The sequence below is a fragment of the Streptomyces sp. NPDC059142 genome (assembly GCF_042755665.1).
Lineage (GTDB): Bacteria > Actinomycetota > Actinomycetes > Streptomycetales > Streptomycetaceae > Streptomyces.
This window is the reverse complement of sequence record NZ_JBHZDA010000007.1, coordinates 12,807-31,001: the sequence shown is the minus strand read 5'-3', so window position 1 is coordinate 31,001 and position 18,195 is coordinate 12,807. Positions and strand designations below refer to the sequence as shown.

The 18,195-nt window shown below is 72.0% G+C and carries 16 protein-coding genes; 4 read left to right on the top strand and 12 right to left on the bottom strand.

What is annotated here, in order from left to right; translation table 11 throughout:
* From ACFXPK_RS04855 to ACFXPK_RS04835, 5 genes are all read right to left on the bottom strand, one after another.
* Positions 1–462: ABC transporter ATP-binding protein (locus tag ACFXPK_RS04855; RefSeq protein WP_385071674.1), on the bottom strand; the 462-nt coding region annotated here is incomplete at its 3' end.
* A complete protein-coding gene (locus ACFXPK_RS04850) occupies positions 459–1,511 on the bottom strand; it encodes a FecCD family ABC transporter permease (RefSeq protein WP_384993193.1) in 1,053 nt (350 codons plus the stop codon). The genes ACFXPK_RS04850 and ACFXPK_RS04855, both read right to left, overlap by 4 nt.
* Positions 1,508–2,551: a FecCD family ABC transporter permease gene (locus ACFXPK_RS04845; protein ID WP_385071671.1), complete on the bottom strand. Its 1,044-nt coding sequence runs from the start codon at positions 2,549–2,551 to the stop codon at positions 1,508–1,510. The genes ACFXPK_RS04850 and ACFXPK_RS04845 overlap by 4 nt, the downstream gene beginning before the upstream one ends.
* Entirely contained in the window at positions 2,548–3,597 is a 1,050-nt protein-coding gene (locus ACFXPK_RS04840) for an iron-siderophore ABC transporter substrate-binding protein (protein ID WP_384993187.1), read from the bottom strand. The genes ACFXPK_RS04845 and ACFXPK_RS04840 overlap by 4 nt, the downstream gene beginning before the upstream one ends.
* Positions 3,598–3,820: 223 nt before the next feature.
* On the bottom strand, positions 3,821–4,594 hold the full coding sequence (locus ACFXPK_RS04835) for a helix-turn-helix domain-containing protein (protein ID WP_384993184.1): 774 nt from the start codon (positions 4,592–4,594) through the stop codon (positions 3,821–3,823).
* Between the two features lie 328 nt (positions 4,595–4,922).
* On the opposite strand from ACFXPK_RS04835, the gene ACFXPK_RS04830 reads away from it, so the two are divergent.
* Together ACFXPK_RS04830 and lpdA are read left to right on the top strand one after the other, a co-directional pair.
* Positions 4,923–6,344, top strand: a complete 1,422-nt coding sequence (locus ACFXPK_RS04830; protein ID WP_384993181.1) for a DUF2252 domain-containing protein — start codon at positions 4,923–4,925, stop codon at positions 6,342–6,344.
* Between the two features lie 100 nt (positions 6,345–6,444).
* On the top strand, positions 6,445–7,866 hold the full coding sequence (gene lpdA / locus ACFXPK_RS04825) for a dihydrolipoyl dehydrogenase (RefSeq protein WP_385071666.1): 1,422 nt from the start codon (positions 6,445–6,447) through the stop codon (positions 7,864–7,866).
* 195 nt (positions 7,867–8,061) lie between these two features.
* On the opposite strand, the gene ACFXPK_RS04820 is transcribed toward lpdA, so the two are convergent.
* The 4 genes from ACFXPK_RS04820 to ACFXPK_RS04805 all read right to left on the bottom strand — a co-directional run bounded on the left by ACFXPK_RS04820 (position 8,062) and on the right by ACFXPK_RS04805 (position 13,236).
* Positions 8,062–8,709, bottom strand: a complete 648-nt coding sequence (locus ACFXPK_RS04820; RefSeq protein ID WP_385071861.1) for a hypothetical protein — start codon at positions 8,707–8,709, stop codon at positions 8,062–8,064.
* Between the two features lie 14 nt (positions 8,710–8,723).
* Positions 8,724–9,731 carry a hypothetical protein gene (locus ACFXPK_RS04815; RefSeq protein ID WP_384993175.1) on the bottom strand — a complete coding sequence of 336 codons (1,008 nt, stop codon included), beginning with the start codon at positions 9,729–9,731 and terminating at the stop codon, positions 8,724–8,726.
* A 137-nt stretch (positions 9,732–9,868) separates the two neighbouring features.
* On the bottom strand, positions 9,869–11,710 hold the full coding sequence (locus tag ACFXPK_RS04810) for a flavin-containing monooxygenase (RefSeq protein ID WP_385071663.1): 1,842 nt from the start codon (positions 11,708–11,710) through the stop codon (positions 9,869–9,871).
* Positions 11,711–11,778: 68 nt separating this feature from the next.
* Positions 11,779–13,236: an MFS transporter gene (locus ACFXPK_RS04805; RefSeq protein WP_384993169.1), complete on the bottom strand. Its 1,458-nt coding sequence runs from the start codon at positions 13,234–13,236 to the stop codon at positions 11,779–11,781.
* Between the two features lie 190 nt (positions 13,237–13,426).
* Between ACFXPK_RS04805 and ACFXPK_RS04800 the strand changes: the two genes are divergently transcribed.
* Both ACFXPK_RS04800 and ACFXPK_RS04795 read left to right on the top strand, forming a co-directional pair.
* The gene (locus ACFXPK_RS04800) at positions 13,427–13,882 is read left to right on the top strand and encodes a MarR family winged helix-turn-helix transcriptional regulator (RefSeq protein WP_384927230.1); all 456 of its coding nucleotides are present in this window, start codon (positions 13,427–13,429) and stop codon (positions 13,880–13,882) included.
* Between the two features lie 85 nt (positions 13,883–13,967).
* Positions 13,968–14,588, top strand: coding sequence for a GrpB family protein (locus ACFXPK_RS04795; RefSeq protein WP_385071659.1), 621 nt, complete (start codon positions 13,968–13,970; stop codon positions 14,586–14,588).
* 12 nt (positions 14,589–14,600) lie between these two features.
* Here ACFXPK_RS04795 and truD read toward each other — a convergent pair whose 3' ends face one another.
* The 3 genes from truD to ACFXPK_RS04780 all read right to left on the bottom strand — a co-directional run bounded on the left by truD (position 14,601) and on the right by ACFXPK_RS04780 (position 18,098).
* Positions 14,601–15,650 (bottom strand): tRNA pseudouridine(13) synthase TruD, encoded by a 1,050-nt coding sequence (truD, locus tag ACFXPK_RS04790; RefSeq protein ID WP_384993164.1) that lies wholly within the window; start codon positions 15,648–15,650, stop codon positions 14,601–14,603.
* Between the two features lie 2 nt (positions 15,651–15,652).
* Positions 15,653–17,230, bottom strand: coding sequence for an MFS transporter (locus ACFXPK_RS04785; RefSeq protein ID WP_385071655.1), 1,578 nt, complete (start codon positions 17,228–17,230; stop codon positions 15,653–15,655).
* Between the two features lie 64 nt (positions 17,231–17,294).
* Positions 17,295–18,098, bottom strand: a complete 804-nt coding sequence (locus ACFXPK_RS04780) for a 2OG-Fe(II) oxygenase (protein WP_385071652.1) — start codon at positions 18,096–18,098, stop codon at positions 17,295–17,297.
* Positions 18,099–18,195 lie beyond the last annotated feature (97 nt).

Genomic DNA, 18,195 nt, shown 5'->3' with positions numbered 1-18,195 from the left:
CGCGATCCACACGCGCTGGCGCTGGCCCCCCGACAGCTCGTCCACCGCGCGGTCGGCGAGCGGCTCCGTGTGCGTCGCTTCCAGGGCGGACGCCACGGCCTCGTCGTCCCGCGCGCTCCAGCGGGAGAAGATGCCCTGGTGCGGATGGCGCCCCCGGCCGACGAGGTCGGCGACGGTGATCCCCTCGGGCGCCACCGGCGACTGGGGCAGCAGCCCGAGCGTACGGGCCAGCTCCTTGGCGGGCAGCCGGTGCACCTCCTTGCCGTCCAGGACGACCCGGCCCGCGCGGGGGGTGAGCAGTCGGGACATCGAACGCAGCAGCGTCGACTTCCCGCAGGCGTTCGCGCCGACGATCACCGTGATCCGGCCGGGGGGCACGGCGAGATCGAGGGACTCGATGACGACGCGGTCGCCGTAGCCCAGGGTGAGGCCCTCGGCCGCGAGGGAGTGGGTCGAGGTCACAGCGACCCTCCTGTCCGGTTGGTACGGATGATCAGATAGACGAGATAGGGCGCCCCCAGCACACCGGTGACGACACCGACCGGATACCGGGAGTCGAACGCGAACTGGCCGCAGAAGTCGGCCACGAGCACCAGGAGCGAGCCGACCAGCCCGGCGGGCACCAGCAGGGAGCCCCCCGCCCCCGTGATCCGGGCCGCGATGGGGCCGGAGAGGAACGCCACGAAGGCGATGGGCCCGGCCGCCGCGGTCGCGAAGGCGATCAGTCCGACGGCCGCCACGATGACGGTGATACGGGTGCGTTCGACGCGTACCCCGAGCGCGGAGGCGGTGTCGTCGCCGAGCTGCATCGCGGACAGGTCGCGCGACCGGGCCAGCAGCACGGGGGTGAGCACGGCCAGCGCGACGGCGGCGGGCACGACCTGGTCCCAGCTCGCCCCGTTCAGACTGCCCGTCAGCCAGCGCATCGCCTCCTGGAGATCCCACTCGGCCGCCTGGGACAGCACGTAGTTGGTCATGCTGTCGAGCATCGCGGAGATCCCGATGCCGATCAGGATGAGCCGGGTGCCGACGACACCGCCCCGGAAGGCCAGCGCGTACACCAGTACGGCCACGGCGAGTCCGGCGGCGATGGCGAGGACCGACACCTGCAACTCGCCGAGGGAGAGGGTCACGATCGCGAACGCCGCGGCGGCGCTCGCACCGGAGCTGATGCCGATGATGTCCGGGCTGGCGAGCGGATTGCGGAGCATCGTCTGGAAGGTGACCCCCGCGAGCCCGAAGCTGAACCCCGCCACCATGGCGAGGACCGCCCGCGGCAGCCGGAGCCGGCCGACCGTGAAGGAGGCCCCCGGCACCTGCTCGCCCAGAACCACCCGGATCACGTCGCGCGGCGGGTAGAACGTCTGCCCGGCCATCAGGGAGACGGCGAACGCGGCGACGACGAGGACGGCCAGCGCGAGGACGACGAGGCGCCGCCGGGACGCGCGGCGGACCCGGCCGCGGGCCGCGGCGCCGACGGACGGTGGCCGGGTCAGGACCTTGGCGCTCACAGGGCACGTACCTTCTGACGACGGACGATGTAGATGAAGAACGGGGCGCCGATCAGCGCCGTCACGATGCCCACGTCGATCTCCGCGGGGCGTGCCACGACCCGCCCGACCACATCGGCGGCCGTGAGCAGCGAGGCGCCCAGCAACGCCGAGAACGGCAGCAGCCAGCGGTGGTCGACGCCGGCCAGCAGGCGGCAGGTGTGCGGGACGACGAGACCGACGAACGCGATCGGCCCGGTGACGGCGGTCGCCGCGCCGCACAGGACGACGGCGCCGAGCGCGGCCAGGGCCCGGGCGACGGCGACGCGTTCACCGAGACCCGCCGCCAGTTCGTCGCCCAGCGCGAGGGAGTTCAGCGCGCGGGCCGACAGCAGGCAGACGGCGAAACCCACCAGGAGGAAGGGCAGGACCTGCCCGATCCGTTCGAAGGACGCCCCGCCGACCCCGCCGATCTGCCAGAGCCGGAAGCTTCCCGCGATGTCGTTGCGCGGCAGGACGACGGCGCTCACCAGCGAGGCGAACGCCGCCGACGTGGCGGCGCCGGCGAGCGCGAGCTTGAGCGGGGTGGCGCCTCCGCGCCCGATCGTCCCGACCGTGTACACGAACAGCGCGGAGAGCGCCGCGCCCACGATCGCGACCCACACGTAGGCGGTCGGCGACGTGAGTCCGAAGAACGCGACGCCCGTCACCACGGCGAGCGAGGCTCCCATGTTGACGCCCAGGATGCCCGGGTCGGCGAGCGGGTTGCGGGTCACGCCCTGCATCACACAGCCGGCCAGCCCGAGCGCCGCGCCGATCACCGCGGCGAGCACCGTACGGGGCAGCCGCTTCGTGGCCGCCGCCTGCTCCAGGGTGTCGTCCGCGCCCCCGAGCGACGCCCACACGTCGGACCAGGGGACGTCGCGGGAGCCGAACGCGAGCGAGGCCACCATGATCGCGGCCAGCACCAGGACGGTGGCGAGGAGCCACAGCGTCCGGGCGCCCGCCGTGCGCCGCGCGGCGGCGGCGACCGGCGGGCGCCGGGTGTCGACCGTCGTCACTTGACCTTGTCCGCGGCCTCGGCGAGGGCAGCGACGTAGTCGTCCAGGACCCACGAGATCGACAGGGGCGTCGGGTTCGCCGCGGTCGCCAGCGGCGTGGACCCGGGCAGCAGATACGCCGAACCGCGCTTCATGGCGGGGATCTTCGCGATCAGGGGGTCCTTGCGGAGCGTCGTCAGCATCTCGCCCTTCTCGTCGCCGTACCCGGTGATGATGTCGACGTCGTCGAACACGTCGATCTGTTCGGCGCTGCGCGTCAGGGCGAACTTGTCCGTGCCCTTGGACGCGTCGGTGATGCTGCCCGGGATCTTCAGGCCGAGGTCCTGGAAGAACTGCGTCCGGGTGTCGTGTGTCGTGTAGAAGCCGATCTCGCTCACGTCGTTGGGGTCGACATGCGTCATGAACATCGCCGACTTCCCCTTGAGCTGCGGGTACTTCGCGACGGTCGTGGCGATGTCCCCCTCAAGGTCCTTGATCAGCTTGTCGCCCTCGGCGGCCAGCCCGATCGCCTTGCTGTTCGTCCGGATGATGTCGCGCCACGGGGTCGCCCAGGGGGCGTCCGGGTACGCCACCACGGGAGCGATGTCGCTCAGCGTCTCGTAGTCCTGCTTGGTCAGCCCCGAGTACGCGGCGAGGATGACGTCCGGCTCGGTGTCGGCCACGGCCTCGAAGTCGATCCCGTCGGTCTCGTCGAAGAGCACCGGGGTCTCGGCCTTCAGCTCCTTGAGGCGCTTGTCGGTCCAGGGCAGCACCCCGTCGCCGTTGTCGTCGCCGAAGTTCGCCTTGGCCATGCCCACCGGTACGACACCGAGCGCCAGGGGCACCTCGTCGTTGGCCCAGTTCACCGTGGCGACGCGCCGGGGCTTCTCGGGGATGGTGGTCTTCCCCAGCGCGTGCTCGACGGTCAGCGGAAACGCGTTCGAACCGCTCTTCTCGGCGGATTTTCCGGAGTCTCCGGTGCTCTCGGAGTCGGCCGGACCGCCGCAGGCGGTGAGACCCACCAGGGCGGCTGCCGCGGTGAGCAGGCGAAGGCGGTATGAAGGCATGGGTCCGTACTCAGCTTTCGGGAGGTCAGGGGCGCGGGCCTGGCACGTCCGGGGCGAAGGACGCCGTCGTGAAAGGGTGCGCCGAACACGCACAAGCCGGTTAGGTAAGGCTTGCCTTTGTACTTTAGAGAGGTTGCCCCTGTGTCGCAATCGACCATTTGTGACACGTGCTGTAGCGATCGGGACATGCGTGGGTCCGGACATCCGCCCGCCCGCGACCGGCTCAGCGCGCCCGGAACGTCCCCGGGGTGAGCCCGGTCGTCCGCCGGAAAGCGGCGCCGAAGGCGCTGGCCGACCGGTAGCCGACCTGCTCGGCGACGGCCTCCACGTCCCAGCCGCGGGTGAGCAGGGCGACCGCGTGCTGCGCGCGCACCGCGGCCACCCAGCGCGCGAAGCTCGTCCCCGTCTCGGTGTGGAACGCGCGGGTGACCGTACGCGGGCTCACACCGAGCACCGACGCCCAGTCGGTCAGCGAACGCGGGTCGCCCGGGTCCTCCCGTACCGCCTCCGCGATCGGGCGCAGCAGGGCGGAGGCGGGCACCTGGACGAGCAGTTCGCGCGGCGAGGGCGCCAGCACGTCGAGCACCAGCACCTCGGTCGCCGCCCGCGAACCCGCGGAGAGCCCCGGGTCGCTGAGCCGTTCCAGCAGCAGCCGCAGCAGCGGGGTGATCTCGACGGCCACCGGCGCGTCGGAGATCGAGGACGTCGTGCGGAAACCGAAGAAACTCGCGCGGAACCACGTACCGGCGACCGCCGAACCGGAGTGCAGCGTGCCCGCGGGCATCCACAGTCCCAGCGTGGGCGTGACCGTCCACACCCGCGAACCGACCACGGCCGACGAGGCGCCGCGCTCGTTCCAGAGCAGTTCGTGGAAGGGGTGCGAGTGCTCGTCCCAGACCGTGTCGCGCGCGACGACCTCGTCGTACCCCATGATCACGAACGGTGTCTCCGTCGCGCCGGGCGCGAGAGCCGGCAGCGACCTGGTCTCCGTGGTCATACGGCGGCCCCGCTCACGCGGGGGCCGAGGGCGCGGGGGACACGTCGCATCCCCCGACCCTAACGGTGCGGACGCGGTGCCGGGTCACGGTGTACGGGGTGACGCCGAGGGCGGCGGGACCGGCCACCCTCGGTGACGGGGCCGCCCCGCTGCGCGCGCGGCCCGGCGGAGGCCCGGCACCAGTGATGCGAGGAGGGCCCGGAGCTGCGAGGCTTGCTGTGAGGGCAACGACGATCACGACCGGCGTCTCGGACGAGCGCGCCCGGCGGAGCGACCCGGCCGCCGGCGGCCCCGCCGTCCACCGGCCGTCCTGTCCAGGAGGTCTCCGATGACCGGAAAACCGGCGACCATCACCCACGGCGAGCCGTGGCGTTCCCCCCGGGAGCGTGCCGCTCTCGGCAAGGCGGCGCGCAGCCGCGTACCCCGGTCCGCCCACGGCGAGTACGAACCGTCCCCGCACCGGACGGACCCCGTGAGCATCGTCGAGGCGCAGTCGGCCGCGCGGGTGCCCGAACTCGTACCGATCCGCTACGGCCGGATGACGGAGTCCCCGTTCCGCTTCTACCGGGGCGCCGCCTCCATCATGGCGGCCGACCTGTCCACGACGCCCGTCTCCGGTCTCAGGGCGCAACTGTGCGGCGACGCCCACCTGTTGAACTTCCGTCTGCTGGCGTCGCCGGAGCGCAACCTCCTCTTCGACATCAACGACTTCGACGAGACGCTGCCCGGCCCGTGGGAGTGGGACCTGAAGAGGCTGGCGACCAGCCTCGTGATCGCGGGGCGCGAGAACGGCTACACGGACGCGGAGCGCGCGGCGATCGTCCGGAGCACCGTCCGCTCGTACCGCGAACAGATGCGCGCCTTCGCCGCGATGTCCAATCTGGCCGTCTGGTACGCGAAGGCCGACGCGGCGCAACTGGAGGCCCTGGCCTCCGGCCGCCTGCGCCAGCGCGGCCGCAAGCAGCTGTCCAGGACGCTGGCCAAGGCGCGCACCCGGGACAGCCTTCAGGCGTTCGAGAAGCTCACACGGGTGATCGACGGCCGCCGGCGCATCGTGCCCGCACCGCCCGTCGTCATGCCCATCGCCGATCTGCTGCCGGAGCTGGAGCGTGCCGAACTGGAGGAGACGATCCGGGACCTCGTCGCCCGGTACGGACAGAGCCTCCAACCGGACCGGCGGCGGCTGCTCCAGCAGTTCACCCTGGTCGACATGGCGCGCAAGGTGGTCGGGGTCGGGAGCGTCGGCACCCGCTGCTGGGTCATCCTGCTGGTGGGCAGGGACAGCGGGGACCCGTTGTTCCTCCAGGCGAAGGAGGCCGACGAGTCGGTCCTCGCGGCGTACGCCGGTGCCAGCGAGTTCGCCACACAGGGCGAGCGGGTCGTCGCCGGCCAGCATCTGATGCAGGCGGCCAGCGACATCTTCCTCGGCTGGGAGCATGTGCACGCGCCCGACGGTCTGGAACGGGACTTCTACATACGCCAGTTGCGGGACTGGAAGGGCATCGCGGAGCCCTCGCTGATGGTGCCGCGGGGCATGGGCGTCTTCGGCGAGCTGTGCGGCGCCACGCTCGCCCGCGCCCACGCCCGTTCCGGTGACCGGATCGCCATCGCCGCCTACCTGGGGCGCGGCGATGTCTTCGACCGGGCCCTCGTCCGCTTCGCCGAGAGCTACGCCGACCAGAACGAGCGCGACCACCGGGCGCTCGTCGACGCCGTCAAGGCCGGGCGGGTCGCGGCCCAGGCCGCGTGATCCCGGCGCGGGGGCCGGTCCGGCGCGAAGATGATCCGGTTGACGCCGGTTCTGTCCTCCGGTGTCCGATGCCGGGCCGCCCCTGAGAGAGGAACAGCCGATGGACGAGCAGGACGAGCAGGACGAGCGCTTCGACGTCGTCGTACTCGGCGCGGGACCCGGCGGCTACGTCGCCGCCGTCCGCGCCGCCCAGCTCGGCAAGCGTGTCGCGGTGGTGGAGGAGAAGTACTGGGGCGGCGTCTGTCTGAACGTGGGCTGCATCCCGACCAAGGCGCTCCTGCGCAACGCCGAACTGGCGCACATCTTCACCCGTGAGGCGAAGACCTTCGGCATCAAGGTCGACGGCGAGGTCTCCTTCGACTACGGGGAGGCGTTCCGCCGGAGCCGACGTGTGGCGGACGGCCGGGTCAAGGGCGTCCACTACCTGATGAAGAAGAACAGGATCACGGAGATCGACGGCCGCGGCACCTTCCTCGATCCGCACACACTCCAGGTGGCCGGCTACGACGGCGAGACCCGCACCATCGGTTTCACGGACTGCGTCATCGCCACCGGGGCCACCCCGAGGCTGCTGCCCGGCACCCGCCGCACCTCGCGCGTGGTCACGTACGAGGAGCAGATCCTCGCCGACGACCTCCCGCGCTCCGTGATCATCGCGGGGGCCGGCGCGATCGGCGTCGAGTTCGCCTACGTCCTGCACAACTACGGCGTGAAGGTCACGGTCGTCGAGTTCCTCGACCGCCTCGCCCCGCTGGAGGACGCCGAGGTCTCCGCGGAACTGGCCCGCCAGTACCGCAGGCTGGGTGTCGACGTGCTGACCTCCACCAGGGTCGAGTCGATCGACGAGTCCGGTGACCAGGTCCGCGTCCTGGTCACCGGCAAGGACGGCGCCCAGCGGTTCCTGGAGGCCGACAAGGTGTTGCAGGCGATCGGGTTCGCCCCGAACGTCACCGGTTTCGGACTGGAGAACACCGGTGTACGGGTGACCGGGCGCGGCGCCGTCGACGTGGACGGCCGCTGCCGCACCTCGGTCCCGCACCTCTACGCCATCGGCGACGTCACCGCGAAGCTGATGCTCGCGCACGCCGCCGAGGCGATGGGCGTGATCGCCGCCGAGACGATCGCGGGCGCGGAGACGATGGAGCTGGACTATGTGATGATCCCGCGCGCCACGTACTGCCGGCCCCAGATCGCCAGCTTCGGCCACACCGAGGCCCAGGCGCGCGAGCTGGGGCATGACGTCAAGGTGGCGAAGTTCCCGTTCACCGCCAACGGCAAGTCGCACGGGCTCGGGGACACCACCGGCTTCGTGAAGCTGATCAGCGACGCCAGGTACGGCGAACTGCTCGGCGGCCATCTCATCGGCCCCGACGTCACCGAACTGCTGCCCGAACTGACCCTGGCCCAGCAGTGGGACCTGACCGTCCACGAGGTCGCCCGCAACGTACACGCCCACCCGACCCTGGGCGAGGCGGTGAAGGAGGCGGTGCACGGTCTGGCCGGTCACATGATCAACATGTGACGGACCCGGCCCGCACCCGGTCCCGGCGGCGTCCCGGCGGCCGACGGGACATGGGCACCGGTGTGCTGCCCGGGGCGGTGGTGAGTCCGTCCTTCGCGGCCTGGGCGGTGAACATGCCCCGGCACAGGCCGTCCTGGAGGACATCCTGGCAACCCGAACGCTCGGCGGCGGGACCGAGTGCTCGGCCTTCGGGAGTCAGTTGCCGGCCAGGCCCCATGCATCGAGCCCGCCGTAGACATGGGCCCTCAGGCAGTGGGGGGCGCTGAAGCCCGAGGCTTCGCCCCTGTAGATGGCGATGAGCGAGTCCTTGCCCCGCCACCAGGTGTCGGCGAGTCCCTGGACTTCGGGTACCGGCTCGAATCCGTCGAGGTCCAGGTCCTCGACGGCGCTGCCTTTGATCTTCGTGACGGTCTCGGCCCAGTAGCCCGCGTGGCTGGCCAGCGCCAGGGCTTCCACCCATCCCTCCGTGCCGGCGTGCAGCGGCGTCCAGTGGTCGGCGTCGATCCCGAACTCACCTCCCGGCCCGATCATGAACCCGTGGGCCATGGAGACGCAACAGCCGCCGGCCGGGAACCGCCATCCGTTCGCGGCCGAGCCCTCGGGGGAATCGGCTTCCAGAACGCGCGGGCCGCCCTCGTACGCGGGGGCCGGGGGCAGGGCGAGACCGCCCCAGCGCTCTTGAAAGGCGACAGCCCGGTCGATCTCGGCATCCGGAATCCCCTGCTTGAGCCATGCCTCCCGAAAGGGCTTGAGGTCGCGGTGTGGAACACGCAGCCCGTGTCCCTCGACGAAGTACCGAGCTCGCCTGCTCAAGCCTTCAGGCGCCTGAGGAATCAGCGGCACTCGGGGTTCTGCCGTCACGGTTGCCGCCTCTCGTACGGAGAGACTGATACGGCCGGGTGCTGCGGTGCCGACGACCGCGGAGCGCTGGACCAGCGGACGGGGTCGTCGCCAGGGCCACCGGTGAGACAGGAACCGTCGCCCAGGGGCACCAGCTCGTAGGGATTGTTCGCCTCGCCGCTGAACTCGCCGCTGGGGGTGCCCGTGCGTACGTCGACCAGGTGGTGACGGAACCACTCCTCCTCGTCCTCACTCTCACCGCCCAGGGTGACGATGGCCGTGTCCTCCGTCAGGTAGCCGCCGCTCCATTCCACGAAGGACTCCTCCGGGTCGTACCCGAAGGCTTCGACGGGGAGGGTGAAGAGCACGTCCCCGTCGGGGTGGTCGTGGAAGGCGACGTCCGCCTGCCCGTGGCCCACGGTCATGAACTGGTGCCCGGACGGAGCCAGGTCGATCAGGCAGCGGTCCTGCCACGGGTACGTCATGAACTCCGGCTCGCTGTCCGCCCCGCCCGTGCCCCGGAGAATGACGGAGCCGTCCTGGCCCTCACCGATGTCCAGGTAGATGCTGCCGTCCACGGGGTGCAGGTGGTGGAAGGCGCCGTGCCCGACCGTCTCCAGTTCCCGGCGGGCCAGAACCACACCGCTGTCGGCGTCGTGCACGGCCCACTGGTCCCCGCTCCCGCGTCCCGCCATCGCGTCCGGCCGGTAGACCCACACCGTCCGGCCGTCCAGGGACAGCGCACAGCCAGGCCGGTGGCCATGGCGTACGTCGGAGTGCGGTTCGAAGTCCGAGGCCCACATGAGGTCGCCGGCGCGCGTGAGGCAGACGACTCCGTTCAGCGTCGTGTACACGACCCGCTCCAGATCCTGCCGGACCACCGACGCTACGACCTCCTCGCCATCCCGCGGCCGGAAGACTGCTGCGGGCTCCAGCGTCCCGTAGACGCCGGCGCCCACGACATAGGCGTGGATCCGCCCGTCGCGGAGACGCGTGATGACCTTCGGTGGCGGCTCAGGAATCATCCGCTGAGGCTAACGCCCAGCTCAGGAACCTCAAGAGCCGGGAAGGTGTGCGGGCCGCTCGTGGCGGGTGCCCGAAGGCCGCCGCGGTCGTGCCGGTGGGGAGCGGTGCGCCGTCCCCGGCTCTTCCACGCCGCCGCTCACTCGGCACCGACGACGACATCGTCCATGCCGCCGTCTTCGCGCCACCGCTTGAGCAGCGCGTGGAAGGCGACCGGCCCTTCGCCGTACGACTGGCTCCGCTCCCTGGGCCTGCCCTCGTTGTTGTAGTAGCCGGGGGTGCACTCGGCCTGGAACGCGTACAGGTCGGGCGCGTGCGCGCGGATCGTGGCCACCCACTCCGCCTCGGCCCGCTCGGTCGGCTCCACGTAGCGCGCGTCGCGCCTGCGGGCCTCCGCGACGACCTCGGCCACATGGACCGCCTGCTCGTCGAGGATGTGCACATAGTTGACGGCGCTGGCGTTCTGGAGCGGGCCGAGCTGGTAGAAGTTCGGGAAACCGTGGCTGTAGAAGCCGTGGAGCGTCCTGGGACCGCTCCGCCAGGACTCGGTCAGGGCCACACCGTCCCTGCCGTACACCGGGAGTCTGCCGGAGAGCGCCCCGGAGACGCCGACCTCGAAACCGGTCGCGAAGATGACGCAGTCGACCTCGTACTCCGTCCCGCCGACCACGACGGAGCGCTCCGTGATCCGCTCGACGCCATGGCTGTCGGCCGTGTCCACGAGGGTCACGTTGGGACGGTTGAACGTCTGGAGATACGTGTCGCTGAACGTGGGCCGCTTGCACATGTAGCGGTACCAGGGCTTGAGCTTCTCGGCCGTCGCCGGGTCCTCGACGACGGCGTCCACCCGGTCCCGGATCTCGTTCATCTTCTGGAAGTCTGCGATCTCGTAGAGGCGTTCACGCTCCTTCGCCGGGACGTCGTCGTAGGCGCTGGTGGGGATGAGCTTCTGCTGGAGCCGGGCGCTGCTGGTCCAGCCGTCGGACACCAGGTCCTCGTCCACCCGGCCGCCGGTGACGAGCGCGAGGAAGTTGTCCCTGCGCCGCCGCTGCCATCCGGGGGTCAGCGATCCGGCCAGCTCCGGATCGGTTCTGTGGTTGTTCCGTACGTCGACGGAGGAGGGCGTGCGCTGGAACACGTACAACTGCTGGGCGGCGGCGCCCAGGTGGGACACGCACTGGATGGCGGTCGCGCCGGTGCCGATGACCGCCACCCGCTTGTCCGCGAGCCGGTGCAGATTCCCGTCCGCGTCACCGCCGGTGTAGGCGTAGTCCCAGCGGCTGGTGTGGAACGTGTGTCCCTTGAAGGTCTCGATCCCGGGGATGCCGGGGAGCTTCGCCTGGCTGAGCGTGCCGCTGGAGATCACCACATGGCGGGCCCGTATCCGGTCCTCGCGGTCCGTGCCGACGATCCACTCCGACGCGGCGTCGTCCCAGCGCAGTTCGGTCACCAGGGTCTGGAAACAGGCGTCGCGGTAGAGGTCGAAGTGGCGCCCGATCGCCCGCGCGTGCTGCCGGATCTCCTCTCCTGGCGCGTACTTCCACTGCGGGAGGTAGCCGATCTCCTCAAGCAGGGGCAGATAGATGTACGACTCGATGTCGCAGTGGATGCCCGGGTACCGGTTCCAGTACCACGTACCGCCGAAGTCCCCGGCCTGCTCGACCACCCGGATCGACTCGACGCCCGCCTGGCGGAGCCGGGCTCCGGCGAGCAGACCGCCGAAGCCGCCGCCGATGACGAGTACGTCGACCCGGTCGGTCAGCGGCGCGCGTTCGACCGTCCCCTCCGTGTAGGGGTCGGCGGCGTAGTAGCCGAACTCACCGTCGGCTGACCGGTACTGGCCGCTGCCCTCGGGGCGGATCCTGCGGTCGCGTTCGGCGCGGTAGCGGGCGCGCAGGGCGTCCGCGTCGAAGCCGGCCTCCGGCCGGTCCTCGGGGGCGGGTTCGGGCGAGGTGCCGGACGGGATGTGGGGGGTGGACATACGATCTGCTTCCTCTCCGGGGAATCGCGGGGACGAGCTGCCGCACCGGGCCGGCGCGGCACGGTCGTTCACGCCTCGACGGCTGCCTTGCGCGGCTCCGGGGCCGAGGCGGCCTTGTCCGTGTCGCCGGTGAGCCCGCGGACGGCCGGGATGACGGCCGCGATCGCGGCGGAGACCAGGGCGACACCGCAGCCGATCAGCAGGGCCGTGCGGAAGCCGCTCTCCGAGGTGAGGGTGTGGCCGCCGGCGCTGATCGTCATCTGCGAGAGGACCAGGCCGATCACGGCAGCGCCGACCGAGGTGCCGAGCGAGCGCATGAGGGTGTTGAAGCTGTTCGCGGCGGCGGTCTCCGAGAGCGGTACGGAGCTCATGATGAGGGCCGGCATGGAGCCGTAGGCGAGGCCCACACCGCTGTTGATCACCATGATCGCCACCATGATCCCCCAGGCGGACCCCATGAGCAGGAGGGAGAGACCGTACCCCGCGGCGATCACCAGGACGCCGCTGACCAGGGTCACCTTCGGGCCGCAGGCGTTGGTCAGCTTGCCGCCGAGCGGGGAGACGACCATCATCACCAGGCCGCCGGGCGCCATCCAGAGGCCGGACGCGAGGATCGACTGACCGAGGCCGTAGCCGGTGGCCTCCGGGAACTGGAGCAGTTGCGGCATCACCAGCATGCTGGCGTACATCGCGCAGCCGACGAAGACCGAGGCGACGTTGGTGAGCAGCACCCGCGGCCGGGCCGTGGTGCGCAGGTCGACCAGCGGGTCGGTCGTACGCACCTCCCACCAGCCCCAGGCGACCAGCAGCACGACGGCGGAAGTGAACAGGCCGAGCGTGGTCCCCGATCCCCAGCCCCAGTCGGCGCCCTTGGAGATGGCGAGCAGCAGACAGACGAGACCGGCGCCGAGGCCGAGCGCGCCGGGAGCGTCGAAACGCTGTCCCCTGGCGGCGGCCGGCACGGCCGGGATCAGGAACCAGATCAGTACGGCGATCGCGGTGGCCAGCACGGCGGCGCCCCAGAAGAGCACCCGCCAGTTCGCGTACTGGGCGACAGCCGCGGCGATCGGCAGACCGAGACCGCCGCCGATCCCCATGGAGGCGCTCACCAGCGCGATGGACGAGCTGAGCTTCTCCGTCGGCACGACGTCGCGCAGCAGGGCGATGCCCAGCGGCACCATGCCCATGCCCATGCCCTGGAGACCGCGCCCGATGATCATCGGGACGACGGAGGAGGAGAGGGCGCACACCACCGAGCCCACGATCAGCGGCACCGAGCACGCGAGAAGCATGCGGCGCTTGCCGAGCAGGTCGCCCAGCCGGCCGACGACCGGCACGCAGACGGCGGCCACGAGCAGGGTGGTGGTGATCACCCAGGTGGCGTTCGACGCCGTGGTGTTCAGGATCCGCGGCAGCTCCGCGATGAGCGGGGTGACCAGCGTCTGCATGATCGCCGCCGTGGTACCGGCGAGCGCGAGTGTGGCGACCACGCCGCCCGAGCGGGATACGGGCTGTGGGGCGTCCATCAGGGGACTCCTCTGACTGTGCAACTGAAGGGGGGTGCGACGGGTGCGCGGGAAACAAGCTTTTGCATCATACATATGATGTGCATCGAGCACATCGTATGCATGATGCATGAAGTGCGGGGCGCGGGAGCACGGCCGTCCACGGGCGGTGCGACAATGACCCGGCAGAAAGGCAGGAGGCGACATACGCATGGTCGGGGCCACGCACGAGATCGAGTACGAGCAGATGCTGCTCAGCCGCCACACGTTCCTGAACCAGAGAGGCGGACGACGCCAGGGCGCCGTACTGGACCGCAGCGCCTACATCCTGCTCAGCCGGATCCGTATGCAGGGGCCGATGTCGATCGGTGAACTCAGCGACGCCTTCGGGCTCGACGCCTCCACCCTGAACCGGCAGACGGCCGCGACCGTACGCACCGGTCTGGTGGAACGCATCCCGGACCCCGACGGCGGCATGGCCCGCAAGTTCCGCATCACACCCGAGGGCGCGCGCGTCCTCGACGAGGAGCGGGAAGGCATCGTCCGCTCCCTGTCCCAGGTCATGGCGGACTGGCCGGAGGAGGACATCGCCGCCTTCGCCGCCTACCTCAAACGCTTCAACACCGACATCGAACGCCTCGCCGGCCGGCCCTGGCCCCGCCCCTAGGGCCGGTGTCCGACGGCCGGAACCGACGGCCGGAACCGACGGCCGGAACCGGCGAGGTCCGGATCACGGGCACTAGACTCGCCCGATGTCCAAGGACCCCTCTCCCGATCTCGTCCTGGCCGACGCGGACCCCGCCTGGGCCCCCCGGGGCGTGGCGCTCACCGACGGCCTGCACGCCCTGCTCGCACCGCTCGCGCTGTACGTCGAACACATCGGCAGTACCGCAGTGCCCGGCATGGCGGCCAAGCCCGTGTTCGACGTACAGATCAGCGTCCGCGACCTCCAGGAGGCGCAGGACGCGTTCGCCGGGCCGCTGGCCGGTCAGGGCTTCGACCTCGCGCCGTACCGCCAGGACCATGTCCCGGCCGGCAGCGACGACGATCCGGCGCGCTGGACGAAGCGGCTGTGGATCCGGCGCGGCCACACCGGACCGGACGTCAACCTCCATGTCCGGGCGGCCGGTTCGCCCAACGAGCGGCTGGCGCTGCTCTTCCGCGACTGGCTGCGGGCGCACCCCGAGGCCGTGCCCGCCTACGCCCGCTTCAAGCGGGTGCTCGCCGGGGCCGTCCCCGACCTCGCCACCTACGCCGACGTCAAGGACCCCGTCGTCGATCTCGTCGTCGCCGTCGCCGAACCCTGGGCGCGCGCCACGGGCTGGCAGCCGTCCGGCGCCATGACGGCGAGGACGGCCTCCCGCCGGGGCTGACCCTTCACGGGGTCAGCGCGCGGAACCGGCCCACGCCACCCACTGCGCCACCGCGTTGGTGGCGTAGCAGCCGGACGGCAGGAACAGGGTGAGCTCGCAGGCGTGACGGCCCGGTGTGTCGGTGTCCTCGCCCGTACGGTCCACCCGCACCCGGGTCTGCACAACCGTCGGGCGCAGGCCCTGGGTGCGGCGGATCTCCCCGCCGTCCCAGCGGTGGCGCTCGTACGGCAGCGCCGTGGCCTCCTGGAGCAGGGCGAGCACATCGTCCCGGTGGGTGGCGAAGACGTAGGGGATGCCCTCGCGGACGGTCTCGTCGAGCGGATGGCGGCCGGTCTTCCGCAGCAGGGCGGCCAGTTGGCCGTTCCAGACGTACGAGGCGTGCGCGCACAGGTAGAAGGCCCGCACCCGCGGGTCGATCCGGTCGAAGAACGCGGCGGGCGGCCCGGTGAAGAGCCGGGCGCGCTCCGCCTCCGCGGACCGTGACTCCCGGACGAGGTCGAGCGCGGTCCCGTGATCCTCCTCCAGGAGGGCGCGGCCGATCCGGTGGGTGGTGCGGGGGCCGCCCGCCACACCGAAGCGCTGGGTGTCGTAGTAGTTGACGAAGAACAGGTCCCCGGCGCGCTCGCCGAGCGCGGTGACGGTCCGTACGAACCCGGCGCTCAGCCCGCGCACGACGATCCGGAAGCCGTTGCCCTCCAGCCGGCCCGCGCGCAGGCCGTGGTGACCGTATCCGTGGAGCGTGAGCCGCATGGTGCGTTCGCCCGAGCCGTGGCGGGAGTTGAACTCGGCTATGCCGTCCGGGGAGAGCCCGCCCCGGCACGCGAGGTGCTGCTCGGTGACGGCGTCCTCGTCCTTGAGCCCCGCCGTCGACAGGTCGGAGGCGGGGACGCCGCAGACCGCGGCGATCCGCTCGACCGCCTCGAACGTGGTGTAACCGCGCTTGCGCAGCCGCAGGTACTGGAACGGGGCGTCCTGCTCGTCCTGTGCGTCCTGGACGGGCAGGACCAGGCTCTCCTGGACCACGAAGTCGGTGTCGTGGGCCTTCAGGATGGGGTGTTCCACGGTCACTCCGTTCCTTTCGTCCTTTCGGGTCTCCCCGGGGCCGGGCGGTGCGGGGCGGATGGTGCGGTGGTGAGGGCCGGCGCCGGTGACGGTGGTACGGGCCGGGGCCCGCCGCCGCGCAGCAGCGAGGAGGCGGTGGCCGCGAGACACAGGCAGAGCAGCACCAGCAGCGCCGTACGGTGGTGTCCGGCGACGGCGACGGCGTCCGCTCCGCCGGGGGCGGCGAGGACCGACGGACGGACACCGCCGCCCGGTCCGCCGGCCGGCACATGACCGGCGACCAGCGCCAGCGCCAGCACCGAACTGATCAGATAACCGGCGTTCTGGAGCATGGACCGTACGCCGTTGGCGATGCCGCGCCGGTGCGCCGGTACCAGCGCCATGAGTTCACCGGTGTTCGGCACCCCGAACAGCCCGGCGCCGACACCGGTCAGGAACAGCCCCGACCCGATGAGGCCGGCCGGCGCCGGAGGCCCGAGCGACAGCGCGAGGACCAGCAGCGCGATCCCCAGCGCGGAGACCGCCGTGCCCGCGCTGGCCAGTACCCGCGCCGGACGGCGGGTGGCCAGCCGCCCCGCCGCGGGGGCGGCGAGCATGGCCCCGACGGCCATCAGCATCACCTGGAAACCGGCGGACAGGGCGTCCAGACGCTCGACCGTCTGGAGGTACAGGGACATCACGAGGACGACCGAGAAGTACGACATCGCCGTCAGGAAGGCGGCCAGCAGCGCCATCGCCCGGCGCCGGTCCCGGAACAGCCACGGATCCACCAGCGGATGCCGCTGCCGCCGCTGGACCAGCGGGAGGACGAGGAGGGCGCAGAGCGACACGGCCGCGCTCAGCAGGACGGGCCCGCTCGTCCACCCCCGGGGGCCGCCCTCGGTCAGCGCCAGCGCCCCGCCCCCCAGGAAGAGCACCGACAGCAGGGCGCCCGGCACGTCGAACCTCTCGGTGGAGCCGGGGCCGGTCCCGCGGTCCGGACGCAGCACGTAGGCGGCCCAGGCGCAGGCCGCCACCCCGGCCGCCCCGCTGGTCCAGAAGATCCCGGACCAGCCCTGGAGTTCGGTCAGCGCCCCGCCGAGCAGGGGGCCGGCGGCCTGGGTGGCCGAGATGAGCGTGGCGTTGACGCCGAGGGCCCGTGGCAGCCGCTCGGGCGGGAAGGCGTCGGCGAGCAGCGCGGTGGTGTTGGCGACGACGGCCGACGCGCCCACCCCCTGGAGGATCCGGCCGACGACCAGCCACCAGGCGTCCGGGGCGAGGGCGCAGCCGACGCTGGCCACGGTGAACAGGGCGACACCCGTCAGATAGAGCCGGCCGCGCCCGAACAGGTCCGCGAGACGGCCCCAGACCAGCAGCAGGACGGTACCGGCCAGCAGATAGCCGAGGATCATCCAACTCGCCTGCGCGGCCGACGCCTCGAAGTGCCGGACGATGCCCGGCAGCGCCACGTCGAGGCCGCTGGTGTTGAGTCCGGTGAGCAGCGCGGTGAGCGAGGTCACGGAGAGCACCAGCCGGCCGTGGCGGGCCGATGCCGGGTCACCGGACGGGGACGCGAGGGCGGTGTGGTGAGGGAGGGTCAACGGAGAGGGCCCCGATCGGTCGCGGGCCCGCCCGTTCGCCCGTAAGCCGGCAGATGTCGGTGTGTCAGGTCGGTGATGGCCCGGGTCCTCCCTGGTCGGCGAGGCCGGGGCGGTGCCCGTCCGTGGTGGGTCGACCCACGTCCGCGCCGGGCCACTGTATGTCCGCGTGCCGCTCCGGTACGTCCCCGACCCGCGCCCCGGCCGGGGGAGCGCCGGAGCCGGTGTCGGCCAGGGGGTCGACGAAATGGACCAGGAGGGTACGCCGGTCCTGGGCGGCGGCCGGGGAGACGGGGGTGACGGAGTGCCAGGAGTCGGCGGACCTGACCAGCAGCACCGAGGAGCCCCGCCGGGGCGCGACCTCGGCCCGTACGTCGTCGGCCGAGGGCGAGCCGAGGATCCGCAGGGTGCCCCGCCACCGCGCCGGCCACTCGGAGTTGAAGTACCAGAGCTGGGTGACCACCTTGTCGGCCCGGTCGGTGTGCGGCGCGATCCAGTAGCCGGGCCCGTAGCGGACCGCGCGCGCCTCGATGAGACAGCGGCCGAGCGGCCGGCCGGTCGCCTCGGCCACCGCCGCGCGGTAGTCGGGCGAGGCCAGCTCGTCGACGAGCCGCCGCCACAGCGGGGACAGCGCGGAGAGGCTGCCGGCGACCGGACGGCCCCGCTCGATCAGCGGCAGGTTGCGGGTGCGGTAGGTCTTCTCCGAGTCGGCGCCGGTCCGTTCGGTGAGCAGGAAGCCCCGCGTCGGGAACTCCTCCTCCAGCCGGAGCGCGGTCTCGCCCGGCGCACCGCACAGGGTGGTGGGCAGCTCCGCCCAGCGGTAGGGGTGCTCCGTCAGCTCGGCCCGCCGCAGCGCGGGCAGATCGAGCACGGCGCCGGGGCCGCCCGCCCCCCCCGGCCGGGGGCGGGGCCGGGGGGGCGGGGCCGGCCGGCAAAGGGGCACACCCCCAGTGGTGGTGGTCCCCCCG

Excerpts from the sequence above, each read along its gene's own strand:
- ACFXPK_RS04840 (WP_384993187.1), bottom strand. The coding sequence starts at position 3,597 with ATGCCTTCATACCGCCTTCGCCTGCTCACCGCGGCAGCCGCCCTGGTG.
- ACFXPK_RS04835 (WP_384993184.1), bottom strand. The coding sequence starts at position 4,594 with ATGACCACGGAGACCAGGTCGCTGCCGGCTCTCGCGCCCGGCGCGACG.
- ACFXPK_RS04830 (WP_384993181.1), top strand. The coding sequence starts at position 4,923 with ATGACCGGAAAACCGGCGACCATCACCCACGGCGAGCCGTGGCGTTCC.
- lpdA (WP_385071666.1), top strand. The coding sequence starts at position 6,445 with ATGGACGAGCAGGACGAGCAGGACGAGCGCTTCGACGTCGTCGTACTC.
- ACFXPK_RS04815 (WP_384993175.1), bottom strand. The coding sequence starts at position 9,731 with ATGATTCCTGAGCCGCCACCGAAGGTCATCACGCGTCTCCGCGACGGG.
- ACFXPK_RS04810 (WP_385071663.1), bottom strand. The coding sequence starts at position 11,710 with ATGTCCACCCCCCACATCCCGTCCGGCACCTCGCCCGAACCCGCCCCC.
- ACFXPK_RS04805 (WP_384993169.1), bottom strand. The coding sequence starts at position 13,236 with ATGGACGCCCCACAGCCCGTATCCCGCTCGGGCGGCGTGGTCGCCACA.
- ACFXPK_RS04800 (WP_384927230.1), top strand. The coding sequence starts at position 13,427 with ATGGTCGGGGCCACGCACGAGATCGAGTACGAGCAGATGCTGCTCAGC.
- ACFXPK_RS04795 (WP_385071659.1), top strand. The coding sequence starts at position 13,968 with ATGTCCAAGGACCCCTCTCCCGATCTCGTCCTGGCCGACGCGGACCCC.